This is a genomic window from Candidatus Merdisoma sp. HCP28S3_D10, from assembly GCF_052065835.1.
Taxonomy (GTDB): domain Bacteria; phylum Bacillota; class Clostridia; order Lachnospirales; family Lachnospiraceae; genus Laedolimicola.
Map to the genome: position 1 here is coordinate 200,310 of NZ_JBQHTG010000002.1, position 13,253 is coordinate 213,562.

A 13,253-nucleotide genomic window follows, 5' to 3' on the forward strand; every position below is an offset into this window, starting at 1 on the left:
CTGCGGCGTTCATACGTTACCGGTTTTGCTGGGCCAGCTCCTTCAGCTCCTGGAAGAGCTCCAGATCCTCTCTGCTGATTTTCAAATTGGAACAGAAGGTCCTGCCGTCCGGCTCCGTGACCTTGAATTCCAGAATCGTCCCTTCGTGAATCCCATTTTGCATGACAGAATTCAGAAAAAGCGGAAACTTAGGGTGCGCGGCCTGGAAACGGTCCCAGGCGGATTTCATTTTCAAAAGCTGCATTGGATTCATAGATAATTCTCCCTGTAAAAGTATGATATCTCATTGTAGTATAAAAAAGAAAAAGAAACAAGTCTTGAACAGCGCTCGTTATTTTTTTCACGGATCACAGACTTTTTACAAAAAAAGACTGGACGAATTCACCATTATGTGCGAAAATATAACCAAATGCGACAAGTCAGGACATGAGTCCCGCGTCGCTATTAATCCATTCTGAAAGGAGTTTTAAAATGATTTATTCACATGAAGTCGAGATGATGTGTCCGGTAGCACAGGGCGTACACCATGGCGCCGCTCCGATCCCGGAAGAAGCAAAATGGGTACAGGCTAAGGAAGTTAAAGATATTTCCGGCTTTACACACGGCATTGGCTGGTGTGCACCGCAGCAGGGAGCTTGTAAGCTGACCCTGAATGTTAAGGAAGGCGTGATCCAGGAGGCTCTGGTTGAGACTATCGGATGTTCCGGTATGACTCATTCCGCAGCGATGGCGTCTGAGATCCTGCCGGGTCTGACCGTACTGGAGGCTTTGAACACAGACCTTGTATGTGATGCTATCAATACCGCTATGCGTGAGCTGTTCCTGCAGATTGCATACGGACGTTCCCAGTCCGCATTCTCCGAGGACGGACTTGCAGTAGGAGCAGGCCTTGAGGACCTTGGAAAGGGACTTCGTTCTCAGGTAGGTACCATGTACGGTACTCTGAAGAAGGGACCCCGTTACCTGGAGATGGCAGAGGGCTATGTAACAGGTATCGCTCTGGATGCAGAGGATCAGATCATCGGCTACCAGTTCGTTTCTCTTGGAAAGATGACAGACTTTATCAAGAAGGGTGATGACCCGAACACTGCATGGGAAAAGGCAAAAGGTCAGTATGGCCGTGTAGCAGATGCGGTTAAGATCATTGACCCGCGTAAAGAGTAATCGAGGAGGTAGATGAAAAATGGCATTATTTGAATCATATGAAAGACGTATTGATAAGATTAACGCTGTTCTGAACAGCTATGGCATCGCTTCCATCGAGGAAGCAGAGAAGATCACAAAGGATGCTGGTCTGGATGTATACAATCAGATCAAGGGTATTCAGCCGATCTGTTTCGAGAACGCTTGCTGGGCATACATCGTAGGCGCAGCTATCGCAATCAAGAAGGACTGCCGCAAGGCATCAGACGCTGCAGCAGCTATCGGAGAGGGCCTTCAGGCTTTCTGTATTCCGGGTTCTGTAGCAGATACACGTAAGGTAGGTCTGGGACATGGTAACCTGGGCAAGATGCTTCTGGAAGAGGAGACCGAGTGCTTCGCATTCCTGGCAGGCCATGAGTCCTTCGCAGCAGCAGAGGGCGCTATCGGTATCGCAGAGAAGGCAAACAAGGTTCGGCAGAAGCCGCTGCGTGTTATCCTGAACGGTCTTGGAAAGGACGCTGCTCAGATCATCGCAAGAATCAACGGATTTACATACGTTGAGACTGAGTACGATCCGTACACCAACGAGGTTAAGGAAGTATTCCGCAAGGCTTACTCCGAGGGACTTCGCGCAAAGGTTAACTGCTACGGTGCAAACAGCGTTCCGGAAGGCGTAGCTATCATGTGGAAGGAGAACGTAGACGTATCCATCACAGGTAACTCTACCAACCCGACCCGTTTCCAGCATCCGGTAGCAGGTACCTACAAGAAAGAGCGTCTTGAGGCTGGTAAGAAGTACTTCTCCGTAGCATCCGGCGGTGGTACAGGACGTACTCTGCATCCGGACAACATGGCAGCAGGACCGGCTTCCTACGGAATGACCGATACTCTGGGCCGTATGCACTCCGACGCACAGTTTGCAGGATCTTCTTCCGTTCCGGCTCACGTAGAGATGATGGGTCTGATCGGTGCAGGAAACAACCCGATGGTTGGTATGACTGTAGCAGTAGCAGTAGCTGTTCAGGAAGCAGCAGACGCTGGCAAGTTCTAAGCAGACAGACGATATAATGCAGAAAAAGGCACCTGACGGGAAGCTCCGTCAGGTGCCTTTTGCGATCGGTTTTAAAAGATGAAATCCCAGACTCCGGTAGACATGAGAAACAGGATCAGCATAATAACCGGTACCACGTATCGAATCATAAAGCGGTAAAGTCCTGCTCTGGGGAAAGCTTCCCCGTTTTTGGTCACCTCATCGGTAATCCATTCCGGGCCGACAATCCATCCGATGAGAATACTGGACAGCAGCGAGATAAACGGCATCAGGAAGCTGTTGCTGATATAGTCCATCAGATCAAGCAGCTGTGCATTGGAGCCGTTGGGCAGCGGCAGATCAAAATAGAAGATGTTGTAGCCCAGGCAAATCAGCACGGCAGTTACCAGAGAATAGACACCGACGATAGCGCACATTTTCTTACGGCTCTGATGGAAGAGCTCCATACAGTTGGCGACTAAGGTTTCCATGACCGATACGCAGGAGGTCAACGCCGCAAAAGCCAGCATAAGGAAGAACAGGGTGCCGACAAAGCGTCCGATACCGCCCATGGCCTCAAATACCTTTGGCAGGGAAATAAAGGTCAGGCTGGGACCGGAGGTCATGCCGTCGGTGCCGAGGAATACGAATACCGCCGGAATGATCATCATACCTGCGAGAAAAGCCACACCCGTATCGAAGAATTCGATGTGGTTCATGGATTTACTTAAATTGACGTCATCTTTTACATAGGAACCATAGGTAATCATGATACCCATGGAAACGCTTAAGGAGAAGAACAGCTGGCTCATGGCGTCCAGCAGGATTTCCAGAAAACGTTTTACGGTCAGTCCGTGAAAATCCGGTTTCAGATAGAGTGCCAGACCCTGCATACCGGTGCGGACGGTGCCGTCTGCGTCTGTATGGGTCAGAGTCAGTGAGAATACGGCAATGATTACAATCAGAATCAGAAGTCCCGGCATAATTACGCGGGAAAACTTCTCAATTCCCTTTTCTACTCCCCGGTATACGACCCAGGCTGTGAAGGCCAGGAAAATCAGGGTAAAAACCACAGGCGCATACTGGGAGGTGATGAAGCCGGTAAAATAGCCTTCGGCCGCCGCCTCTGTTCCGTCTGATACTACATACGCGGACAGGTACTTGAGAATCCAGCCGCCGATGACGGAATAATAGGTCATAATTAGGGTCGGAACCAGAAAGGTCAGAAGTCCCAGAAAGCTCCATTTCTGATTTAGGGTTGCATAAGCATGCATGGCGTTTTGCTTGGTCCGCCGTCCGATAGCCACGTCTGTCGTTAATAAGGTAAAGCCGAAGGTCAGCACCAGAATCAGATAAATCAGTAAGAACAATCCACCGCCGTCCTTGGCGCACAGATAAGGAAACCTCCAGATATTACCTACGCCTACAGCGCTTCCTGCTGCGGCCAGAACGAAGCCCAGAGAACCGCTGAAGCCTTTTTCTTTCTTTTTCATGATATAAATCTCCCTCAGTAAGAAATTGCGCGAATGAAATCCGCGGGTGAATCAAACTCCTTGGTTGTTTAAAGGAATCGTCAGCTTTTTCAGCTTCTCCATGGCGGTCTGGGGCAGGGTATTGCCGGGAAAAATTTTGTCCTTGATGGCCTGCATCCGGGCGTCTGTCTGGGCGATGATATCGGCGCATTCCTTCAGTTCCTGGGAAAGCTGGTCTGCGTTTTCCACATCTTCGATATCCTGCTTATATTTCAGCTGATGATCGACGCTGGCCCAGAAATCCATGGCGATGGTGCGGATCTGCACTTCCACCCGCATATTTTTCTTCTGATTGGAGAAGAAAACAGGAAGCTCGATGATAAGATGCAGACTGCGATAGCCGTTTTCCTTCGGATTCTGGATATAGTCCTTCTTTTTAATCAGGGTAATGTCGTCCTGGCGCAGCAGCATATCTGCCACGGTATAGATATCGTCTATAAAAGAGCAGATAACCCGGACGCCGGCCACGTCGTTCAGATTTTTCTCCACAGATTCCACGCTGACCGGGACGCCGTAGCGGTGCAGCTTCTCCACAATGCTCAGGGGCTTTTTTACCCGGGACGTAATAAATTCAATGGGATTGCGCTGGTGATGAATGCTCAGCTCGTCGTTCAGCACCTCTAGCTTGGTCCGCATTTCACGGATGGCGCAGCTGTACATCATCATCAGCTCCTGAAACTCAAAAGCCTGGTTAACGAAATAGGTCTGTATATCCGGAATATCGGTCGTATCGAGAAAGGTTTTCTGTAATTCATTTTCCATAGGTGTCACCATCCTGTGTTAAAAAATGTTCTAATTGTTAAGATTATAACACATAAGTTACAAAAATGGAAGAGAGGGAAGCTAACCCTTGCAAAACTTCGTAAAATGTGTATACTGATATTAGTTATGCCCATTTTCGGAAAGCTGTCCGGATGGGCTTTTGAATCGCAAGCACTGAAGAGATGAGGAAGAATGAATTTATGGCAAATTATGTAGATGAAATCAAAAGAAGAAGAACCTTCGCAATCATTTCCCACCCGGACGCCGGTAAAACCACGCTGACGGAGAAGTTCCTGCTCTACGGAGGAGCCATCAACCTGGCCGGTTCCGTAAAGGGAAAGGCGACGGCCCGCCATGCGGTTTCCGATTGGATGGAGATCGAGAAGGAGAGAGGTATCTCTGTTACTTCGTCGGTATTACAGTTTAATTACGACGGCTATTGTATCAATATCCTGGATACGCCGGGACATCAGGATTTCTCGGAGGACACCTACCGTACCCTGATGGCTGCGGATTCCGCGGTTATGGTGATCGATGGAAGTAAGGGCGTGGAGGCTCAGACCCGGAAGCTTTTCAAGGTCTGCGCCATGCGTCATATTCCGATTTTTACCTTTATCAACAAAATGGACCGGGAGGCTATGGACATTTTTGAGCTCCTGGACGATATCGAAAATGAGCTGGGTATCGCCACCTGTCCGGTGAACTGGCCCATCGGCTCCGGTAAGGCCTTCAAGGGCGTCTACGACCGGAACACGGAGAAGGTGCTGCTATTCTCCGATACAGAGAAGGGAACCAAGGAAGGGGAGGAGCTGGATCTGCCCATTGACGATCCGCAGATCGACAGCATTCTCGATCCGGGTCAGAAGGAAAAACTGATGGATGATATCGAGCTGCTGGACGGCGCCAGCGCGGAGTTTGACCAGGAGCTGGTAAGCCAGGGAAAGCTGTCCCCGGTATTCTTCGGATCGGCCCTGACCAACTTCGGCGTGGAGACCTTTCTGAAGCATTTCCTGCAGATGACCACCTCTCCGCTGCCCCGTAAGGCAGACGTGGGGCTGATTGATCCCATGGAAGAGGAATTTTCTGCTTTTGTATTCAAGATTCAGGCGAATATGAACAAGGCCCATCGTGACCGTATCGCCTTTATCCGTATCTGCTCCGGCAAGTTTACGGCGGGTATGGAAGTGTATCATGTGCAGGGCGGCAGAAAGCAGCGTCTGTCCCAGCCCCAGCAGATTATGGCGCAGGACCGAAAAATTGTGGACGAGGCTTATGCGGGCGATATCATCGGCGTATTCGATCCGGGCATTTTCTCCATCGGAGATACCTTGTGTATGCCGGGACATATGATCAAATATGAAGGAATTCCGACCTTTGCGCCGGAGCATTTCGCAAGGGTACGCCAGATTGACACCATGAAGCGGAAGCAGTTTGTCAAGGGAATCGAGCAGATTGCCCAGGAGGGCGCAATCCAGATTTTCCAGGAGTTCAATACAGGTATGGAGGAGATTATCGTGGGCGTAGTCGGTGTCCTGCAGTTCGACGTCCTGAAGTACCGTCTGGAAAATGAGTATAATGTGGATATCCGTCTGGAGCCGCTGCCCTATGAGCATATCCGTTGGATTGAGAATGAGGATATCGATATGAGCAAGCTGGTGGGAACCTCCGATATGAAGAAGATCAAGGATCTGAAGGGCAGACCGCTGCTGATCTGGGCAAACTCCTGGAGCGTGGGTATGACCCTGGATCGAAACCCGGGACTGATCCTGTCAGAGTTCGGACGGTAAGTACCATTTGTGATAACGGGAAACCCTTGTCAACAGCGTGTCATATGTGATAAAATAAGAAAAGCATGGCAGGGGTACCATACCCGCTGCCGAGGTGTGTAAGATAGTAGAAATTACTTCGTGTAAGCAGGGCAACCTGATTTACACAGGGAATAGGAGGTTTCAGATATGTCTAAGGAAGAAAAAAGAGGCGTTCATATGATTCATGGGGACGGTCAGCTGGGCGAAGTGCAGATCGCGGACGAGGTTGTAGCGACCATCGCAGGTCTGGCGGCAACAGAGGTAGAAGGCGTAGCGTCTATGGCAGGCAATATTACAAACGAGCTGATCGGAAAGCTTGGCGTTAAGAATCTGTCCAAGGGCGTAAAGGTTCTGGTAACCGATCAGAACGTGGACGTGGATCTGGCTCTGAATATTGAGTATGGCTACAGCATCATGAAGGTATCCGAGAAGGTACAGGATCGTGTGAAAAGCGCCATTGAGAATATGACGGGACTGGAAGTCTCTATGGTAAATATCCGCATTGTCAATGTGAATATGGGAAAAGAGGATAAATAAGTAGCACAGTCAGAGGGGGCGGCTTAAGTCAGCGGCTCCCTTTTCAAACGATAAAAGATGGAAAAAGGCGGAGTGAGATGAAGAGACGAGAGTTAAGAGAGCATATTTTTGAACTGTTATTCCGGATAGAGTTCAACAGTACAGAGGAAATGCCGGAGCAGCAGCGGTTATTCCTGGAGGAGCTGGGCGAGGCCGAGCCGAAGGATCAGGAGTATATAAAGGAGAAGTACGCGAAGATTGTGGAGAAGCTGCCACAGATCGATGAGCTTCTGAATGAGGCGTCTGACGGTTGGAAGGTATCCCGTATGGGAAAGGCGGATCTGACAATTCTGCGTCTGGCGGTTTATGAAATGCAGTATGACGAGGACGTCCCGGTGGGTGTGGCTGTCAACGAGGCGGTAGAGCTGTCTAAGAAGTTTGGCGGCGATGAGTCTCCGGCCTTTATCAACGGCGTACTGGGAAAGATTGGAAAAACAGGAAAAACGGAATGAAGCATGTCTATACGGTAGCACAGGTAAACACCTATATTAAAAATATGTTTACGCAGGATTTTATGCTGAACCGTATTTATATAAAGGGAGAGGTGTCCAACTGTAAATATCACAGTTCCGGGCACATCTACTTTTCTCTGAAGGACGAGGGCGGAGCGATGGCCTGCGTGATGTTTGCGGGAGACCGGAAGGGACTGGCCTTTCCCATGCAGGACGGTCAGAGTGTGATCGTGCTGGGACGGGTCGGCGTCTATGAGCGCAGCGGCAGCTATCAGCTCTATGCGAAGGAGATTATCCGGGACGGCGCGGGCCGGCTCTACGAAGCCTATGAGAAGCTGAAGGAAGAGCTGGAGGAGATGGGAATGTTCGCTCCCCAGTATAAGCAGCCCATTCCCTTCTATGCAAAGCGGGTGGGCGTGGTGACGGCACCCACCGGGGCGGCGGTGCAGGATATCCGCAATATTGCTCTCCGGCGCAATCCCTACGTGCAGCTGATTCTTTATCCGGCGCAGGTACAGGGAGAAGGCGCGGCAGACAGCATTGTCCGGGGAATCGAGGCTCTGGACGCGCTGGGGCTGGACGTGCTGATTGTGGGCCGGGGCGGAGGCTCGATTGAGGATCTGTGGGCCTTCAACGAGGAGAAGGTGGCCCGGGCTATCTTTGATTGCAGTACGCCCGTTATCTCGGCAGTGGGCCATGAGACGGACACGACCATTGCGGATTATGTGGCGGATCTGAGGGCTCCTACGCCTTCGGCTGCGGCAGAGCTGGCAGTGGCTGATATCCGGGAGCTCCTGGAACGTATGGAAGGTTACCGGAAGCAGCTTAAGACCGTCTTTGAACACAGAATGGAAGAATATTACAGAAGACTGGCGGTGCTGAAAAACCGGGTACAGAGCGTCAGCCCGGAAACGCAGCTTCTGGAAAAACGGATGCGGCTTTTGGAGCTGGAGAACAGCCTGGCGCAGGCCATGGAGAATAAGCTGTCCGACCGGAAGCACAGCCTGAACCTGTATATTGAGAAGCTTCACGGACTTTCCCCGCTTCGGAAGCTGCAGCAGGGATATTCCTACACGGAAGGTCCGAATGGAAAAGCGGTAACCGGTATCGATGACGTCCCTGTAGGGGAAAGGTTACAGATCCATGTGACGGACGGTATCTATACGGCAGTGGTGGAAGGCTGCCGACGGATAGAGAGAGGGTAAGAACGGTATGGCAAAAAAGAAAGAGGCGACATTGGAAGAGGCCTTTGCGGAGCTGGACGGAATGCTTGCGAAGCTGGCAGACCGGGAAGTACCGCTGGAGGAATCCTTCGCCATTTACGCGGAGGGCGTCAAGCTTCTGAAATACTGCAGCGATAAGCTGGATAAGGTAGAGAAAAAAATGCTGGTAATGAATGAGGAGGGTAAACTGGATGAATTTTAAGGAAGAACTTCAGAATAAGACAGAGGAGATTGAAAAGCTGCTTTTGACTTATCTCCCGGAGGAAACCGGATTCCAGAAGACAGTTCTGGAGGCAGTGAATTACAGTGTTACGGCAGGCGGAAAGCGTCTCCGTCCCCTTCTGATGCGGGAAACCTATCGAATGTTCGGCGGGGAGGGCAAGGTGGTAGAGCCCTTTATGGCAGCTATGGAAATGATTCATACCTATTCCCTGGTGCATGACGATCTTCCGGCCATGGATAATGACGAGTACCGCAGAGGGAAGAAGACGACCCACGCGGTATACGGCGAGGCCATGGGAATCCTGGCCGGCGACGCGCTTCTGAACCTGGCGTTTGAGACAGCTGCAGGAGCCTTCGACCTGGAGACCAGTGCCCGGACCGCAAAGGCGCTGCAGATTCTGGCGAAGAAGGCAGGAATCTACGGCATGATCGGCGGACAGGTGGTGGATGTGGAGTCTGAGGGAATGCCGCTGTCCAGAGAAAAATTGGATTTCATCTATCGATTGAAGACCAGCGCGCTGATCGAGGCAGCCATGATGACAGGCGCGGTACTGGCCGGCGCTACAGAGGAAGAGGTAGCAGCTATCGAGCGCGTGGCCAATGATGTGGGACTGGCATTCCAGATTCAGGACGATATCCTGGACGTGACCAGTACGCTGGAGGTACTGGGAAAACCGATCCACAGTGACGATAAGAATCATAAGACAACCTATGTGACGCTGGAGGGGCTGGACAAGGCGAAGCAGGATGTGGAGGAGATTTCCGGACACGCCCTTTCTACCCTGGCTTCCCTGAGTTACAGAAACGAGTTTCTGGAAGAATTGATTCGAATGCTGATTACGAGAGAAAAATAAGATTGAGGTGAGTACATGCTGCTGGAGCAGATCAATCAGGTAAATGACATCAAAAAACTGAACAGGGAAGACTGGGAACCATTGGCACAGGAGATCCGTAACTTTCTGATTGAGAAGATCAGTGTGACAGGCGGACATCTGGCCTCCAACCTGGGCGTGGTGGAGCTGACCATGGCCATGCATCTGGCCTTTGATTTTCCGGAGGATCAGGTAGTCTGGGACGTGGGACATCAGTCCTATACCCACAAGCTTCTGACCGGACGCAGGGCCGGCTTTGATGAACTGCGCAAATACGGCGGCATGAGCGGCTTCCCCAAGCGCAAGGAAAGCGATTGCGACTGTTTTGATACAGGACACAGCTCGACGTCTATCTCCGCCGGGATCGGTCTGGTAAAGGCGCGGGAGCTGACCGGCGGAAGCCAGAGCGTCATCTCCGTCATCGGAGACGGCTCCATGACCGGAGGTATGGCCTTCGAGGCTTTGAATAACGCTTCCCAGTTAAAGAGCAATTTTATCATTGTATTAAATGACAATCAGATGTCCATAGCGGAAAATGTAGGCGGCTTAAGCCAGTACCTGAATGGTATGCGTTCCGCGGAGGGCTATCATAATTTTAAAGAGGGACTGCAGAATACGCTGGAGAAGATTCCGGTATACGGCGACGGCATTGTACGACAGCTGAAGAAGACCAAGAGCGGACTGAAGCAGCTGGTGATCCCGGGAATGTTCTTTGAGGATATGGGAATCACCTATCTGGGACCTGTGGACGGTCACAATATGGATCAGCTGATCCGGACCTTTAAGGAAGCAAAGCGGATCCGGCACGCGGTGCTGATTCATGTCTGTACGAAAAAGGGAAAGGGTTATGAGCCTGCAGAGCGTCATCCCTCCCGGTTCCACGGAGCGGATCCCTTTGTCATCGAAACTGGTCTGCCAAAGAGCAGACGGGCCAAGGCCAACTATACGGATATTTTTTCAACAGTCATGCGAAAGCTGGGAGATCGGGATGAAAAGGTGGTGGCGATTACCGCAGCCATGCCCGACGGAACCGGTCTCAAGCGCTTTCGGAATATGTTCCCGGATCGGTTCTTTGATGTGGGAATCGCGGAGCAGCATGCGGTGACCTTTGCGGCAGGACTGGCGGCGGGCGGTTTAAAGCCTGTGGTGGCGGTCTACTCCTCATTCCTGCAGCGTGCCTACGATCAGGTGCTCCATGACGTCTGTATCCAGAACCTGCACGTGGTCTTTGCCATCGACCGGGCAGGGCTGGTGGGAAGCGACGGAGAGACCCATCAGGGAATCTTTGACCTGTCTTATCTGTCCAGCATTCCGAATATGACGGTAATGGCTCCGAAGAATAAATGGGAGCTTTCGGATATGCTGAAATTCGCCGTGAATTATAACGGCCCCATTGCCCTCCGGTATCCCAGAGGAGAGGCTTACGACGGTCTCCAGGAGTTCCGTGCGCCCATTTCCTACGGAAAAGGCGAATGGATCTACGAGGAAGCGGATATTGCGCTGATGGCTGTGGGCAGCATGGTAAAGACGGCGGAGCAGGTGCGGGATACCCTGAAGGATACGGGGTACAACTGTACGCTCATCAACGCCCGTTTTGTAAAGCCTCTGGACGAGCAGATGCTGGAGGAAGTGGCGAAGCAGCATAAGCTTCTGGTGACACTGGAAGAAAATGTAAGAAATGGTGGCTTTGGCGACCATGTGCTGGAATACGTAAATGACCGTGGCTTTGATTTGAAGGTTCTGAATATCGCCCTGCCGGACGAGTATGTGGAGCATGGCAATGTGGCCCTGCTGCAGAAAGAGGTAGGTCTGGACGCGGAAACCATTGTCAAGCGGATCATCACGGCCTACGTCAGCGAGATATAAAGGGAAAGGTTTAGGAGAGAAGAGTATGAAGGTACGTCTGGATGTGCTTCTGGTTAACAGAGGACTGGCAAAATCCAGGGAACAGGCGAAAGCAATCATTATGGAGGGCAAGGTCTTTGTAAAGGGACAGCGGGAGGATAAGGCCGGTTCCATGTTTGACGAGGCAGCCCCCATCGAAATACATGGACAGAAGCTGCGATATGTGAGCCGCGGCGGTCTGAAGCTGGAGAAGGCAGTGGCCCATTTCGATCTGGGTCTGGAAGGAAAGGTCTGCATGGATGTGGGTTCCTCCACCGGCGGCTTTACGGATTGTATGCTGCAGAACGGCGCAGTGAAGGTATATGCGGTGGACGTGGGAACCAACCAGCTGGACTGGAAGCTTCGGAGCGATTCCCGGGTAGTCTGCATGGAGAAAACCAATATCCGTTACCTGAAGCCGGATCAGATTCAGGAACGGCCGCAGTTCGCATCCATCGACGTGGCATTTATCTCCCTGACCAAGGTGCTGCTGCCGGTGCGGGAGCTTTTAAGCGATGACGGTCAGGTGGTGGCCCTGATTAAGCCCCAGTTTGAGGCGGGCCGGGAAAAGGTAGGAAAAAAGGGCGTAGTGCGGGAAAAGAGTACCCATCTGGAGGTCATCGAGATGGTTCTGACCTATGCATGGTCCATCGGATATGAAATTCTGGCACTGGAATTTTCTCCCATCAAGGGGCCCGAGGGTAATATCGAGTATCTGGTATGGCTTCAGAAGACCGGGAGGGAAGCCCTGGAGGAGCTGCCTTCATGGGAAGAAATGAAGGCTCATCTCCCTGAGGGCGTACAGCCGGAGAAGGTGGTAGAGGAAGCCCATGGGACACTGGACGTAAAATAAAAACCGGGAAGAGATACAGATGAATCGATTTTATGTGATTACCAATACAGAAAAAGATAAAGATCTAAAGACCACCCGGCAGATTCACGCGTACCTGAAGGCCAGAGGCTGTCAGTGTACGGTGCGTGAATTCCAGAAGGAGCAGGGCAGCGGAGCCCAGGGCAATTACCGTTATACGGACGCGTCGCTGATCCCCTCCGATACGGAATGTATCCTGGTGCTGGGAGGCGACGGCACGCTGATTCAGGCGGCCCGGGACACGGTAGATCGGAAGCTCCCGCTATTGGGGGTAAACCTGGGAACCCTGGGATTCCTGGCTGAGATTGAGAAGTCCGGCGTGGAGGAAGCCCTGGACAGCCTGATTCTGGATAATTATACCATAGAGCCGCGGATGCTGCTGGAGGGAACGGTATACCGGGAGGGCAGAGAGCCGGTACAGAACCTGGCGCTCAATGATATCGTAGTGAATCGCGCCGGGGCGCTCCGTATCATTGATTATGAGATAGCGGTCAACGGGGAGCCGCTGAACCGTTATTCTGCAGATGGTATGATTGTGTCCACCCCTACCGGATCGACCGGTTACAGCTTATCTGCGGGAGGCCCCATCGTATCGCCTATGGCCAGCATGATTGTGGTGACGCCCATCTGTCCCCATACGCTGACAGCCAGAAGCATTGTGCTGTCCGGCAGCGACCGGGTTACCATACAGACCGGTTCCGGCAGAAGAAACCAGAGAGAGGAAGCCTTTGTGACCTTTGACGGGGAGGTACAGGTTCCGGTGGCGACCGGAGATTACGTGGAGATACAGAAGTCGGAAAAGACCGTAAATATCCTGAAGATCAGCAAGGTGAGCTTTCTGGAGGCCCTGCGGGATAAAATGCGTGGGAATTGAGAAG

14 protein-coding genes are annotated in these 13,253 nt (G+C 51.8%); 11 read left to right on the top strand and 3 right to left on the bottom strand.

The genetic code is table 11. The features are described 5' to 3' along the window. Positions 1-16: 16 nt before the first annotated feature. A complete protein-coding gene (locus tag ACTNCH_RS06080; RefSeq protein ID WP_441016708.1) occupies positions 17-253 on the bottom strand; it encodes a hypothetical protein in 237 nt (78 codons plus the stop codon). Between the two features lie 218 nt (positions 254-471). Here ACTNCH_RS06080 and ACTNCH_RS06085 point away from each other — a divergent pair, with 218 nt between their 5' ends. Together ACTNCH_RS06085 and ACTNCH_RS06090 are read left to right on the top strand one after the other, a co-directional pair. Then, positions 472-1,164, top strand: coding sequence for an iron-sulfur cluster assembly scaffold protein (locus ACTNCH_RS06085; RefSeq protein WP_441016711.1), 693 nt, complete (start codon positions 472-474; stop codon positions 1,162-1,164). 19 nt (positions 1,165-1,183) lie between these two features. Continuing rightward, on the top strand, positions 1,184-2,194 hold the full coding sequence (locus tag ACTNCH_RS06090) for a GGGtGRT protein (protein WP_441016714.1): 1,011 nt from the start codon (positions 1,184-1,186) through the stop codon (positions 2,192-2,194). Between the two features lie 71 nt (positions 2,195-2,265). Here ACTNCH_RS06090 and ACTNCH_RS06095 read toward each other — a convergent pair whose 3' ends face one another. Together ACTNCH_RS06095 and ACTNCH_RS06100 are read right to left on the bottom strand one after the other, a co-directional pair. Next, the gene (locus tag ACTNCH_RS06095; protein WP_441016717.1) at positions 2,266-3,666 is read right to left on the bottom strand and encodes a sodium-dependent transporter; all 1,401 of its coding nucleotides are present in this window, start codon (positions 3,664-3,666) and stop codon (positions 2,266-2,268) included. Between the two features lie 51 nt (positions 3,667-3,717). Further along, a complete protein-coding gene (locus ACTNCH_RS06100; protein ID WP_441016720.1) occupies positions 3,718-4,467 on the bottom strand; it encodes a GTP pyrophosphokinase in 750 nt (249 codons plus the stop codon). A gap of 200 nt (positions 4,468-4,667) precedes the next feature. Here ACTNCH_RS06100 and ACTNCH_RS06105 point away from each other — a divergent pair, with 200 nt between their 5' ends. The 9 genes from ACTNCH_RS06105 to ACTNCH_RS06145 all read left to right on the top strand — a co-directional run bounded on the left by ACTNCH_RS06105 (position 4,668) and on the right by ACTNCH_RS06145 (position 13,249). After that, entirely contained in the window at positions 4,668-6,254 is a 1,587-nt protein-coding gene (locus ACTNCH_RS06105; RefSeq protein WP_441016723.1) for a peptide chain release factor 3, read from the top strand. Between the two features lie 168 nt (positions 6,255-6,422). Continuing rightward, positions 6,423-6,812, top strand: a complete 390-nt coding sequence (locus ACTNCH_RS06110; protein WP_441016727.1) for an Asp23/Gls24 family envelope stress response protein — start codon at positions 6,423-6,425, stop codon at positions 6,810-6,812. Positions 6,813-6,889: 77 nt separating this feature from the next. Beyond that, positions 6,890-7,303, top strand: a complete 414-nt coding sequence (gene nusB, locus ACTNCH_RS06115) for a transcription antitermination factor NusB (protein ID WP_441016730.1) — start codon at positions 6,890-6,892, stop codon at positions 7,301-7,303. Further along, positions 7,300-8,508, top strand: a complete 1,209-nt coding sequence (gene xseA, locus ACTNCH_RS06120) for an exodeoxyribonuclease VII large subunit (RefSeq protein WP_441016733.1) — start codon at positions 7,300-7,302, stop codon at positions 8,506-8,508. Before nusB ends, xseA begins: the two co-directional genes overlap by 4 nt. A 7-nt stretch (positions 8,509-8,515) precedes the next feature. Beyond that, positions 8,516-8,728, top strand: a complete 213-nt coding sequence (xseB, locus tag ACTNCH_RS06125) for an exodeoxyribonuclease VII small subunit (RefSeq protein ID WP_441016736.1) — start codon at positions 8,516-8,518, stop codon at positions 8,726-8,728. Then, on the top strand, positions 8,718-9,602 hold the full coding sequence (locus ACTNCH_RS06130) for a polyprenyl synthetase family protein (protein WP_441016739.1): 885 nt from the start codon (positions 8,718-8,720) through the stop codon (positions 9,600-9,602). Before xseB ends, ACTNCH_RS06130 begins: the two co-directional genes overlap by 11 nt. A gap of 15 nt (positions 9,603-9,617) precedes the next feature. Further along, a complete protein-coding gene (gene dxs / locus ACTNCH_RS06135) occupies positions 9,618-11,486 on the top strand; it encodes a 1-deoxy-D-xylulose-5-phosphate synthase (RefSeq protein ID WP_441016742.1) in 1,869 nt (622 codons plus the stop codon). Between the two features lie 25 nt (positions 11,487-11,511). Next, a complete protein-coding gene (locus tag ACTNCH_RS06140; RefSeq protein WP_441016745.1) occupies positions 11,512-12,357 on the top strand; it encodes a TlyA family RNA methyltransferase in 846 nt (281 codons plus the stop codon). Positions 12,358-12,376: 19 nt separating this feature from the next. Further along, entirely contained in the window at positions 12,377-13,249 is an 873-nt protein-coding gene (locus ACTNCH_RS06145; protein ID WP_441016748.1) for an NAD(+)/NADH kinase, read from the top strand. Positions 13,250-13,253: the final 4 nt, after the last annotated feature.

Bases quoted from the DNA above. Each gene is read 5' to 3' on its own strand.
- ACTNCH_RS06145 (WP_441016748.1), top strand. From the start codon at position 12,377: ATGAATCGATTTTATGTGATTACCAATACAGAAAAAGATAAAGATCTA.
- ACTNCH_RS06105 (WP_441016723.1), top strand. From the start codon at position 4,668: ATGGCAAATTATGTAGATGAAATCAAAAGAAGAAGAACCTTCGCAATC.
- ACTNCH_RS06080 (WP_441016708.1), bottom strand. From the start codon at position 253: ATGAATCCAATGCAGCTTTTGAAAATGAAATCCGCCTGGGACCGTTTC.
- xseB (WP_441016736.1), top strand. From the start codon at position 8,516: ATGGCAAAAAAGAAAGAGGCGACATTGGAAGAGGCCTTTGCGGAGCTG.
- dxs (WP_441016742.1), top strand. From the start codon at position 9,618: ATGCTGCTGGAGCAGATCAATCAGGTAAATGACATCAAAAAACTGAAC.
- ACTNCH_RS06090 (WP_441016714.1), top strand. From the start codon at position 1,184: ATGGCATTATTTGAATCATATGAAAGACGTATTGATAAGATTAACGCT.
- ACTNCH_RS06100 (WP_441016720.1), bottom strand. From the start codon at position 4,467: ATGGAAAATGAATTACAGAAAACCTTTCTCGATACGACCGATATTCCG.
- ACTNCH_RS06130 (WP_441016739.1), top strand. From the start codon at position 8,718: ATGAATTTTAAGGAAGAACTTCAGAATAAGACAGAGGAGATTGAAAAG.
- xseA (WP_441016733.1), top strand. From the start codon at position 7,300: ATGAAGCATGTCTATACGGTAGCACAGGTAAACACCTATATTAAAAAT.
- ACTNCH_RS06110 (WP_441016727.1), top strand. From the start codon at position 6,423: ATGTCTAAGGAAGAAAAAAGAGGCGTTCATATGATTCATGGGGACGGT.
- ACTNCH_RS06095 (WP_441016717.1), bottom strand. From the start codon at position 3,666: ATGAAAAAGAAAGAAAAAGGCTTCAGCGGTTCTCTGGGCTTCGTTCTG.
- ACTNCH_RS06085 (WP_441016711.1), top strand. From the start codon at position 472: ATGATTTATTCACATGAAGTCGAGATGATGTGTCCGGTAGCACAGGGC.
- ACTNCH_RS06140 (WP_441016745.1), top strand. From the start codon at position 11,512: ATGAAGGTACGTCTGGATGTGCTTCTGGTTAACAGAGGACTGGCAAAA.
- nusB (WP_441016730.1), top strand. From the start codon at position 6,890: ATGAAGAGACGAGAGTTAAGAGAGCATATTTTTGAACTGTTATTCCGG.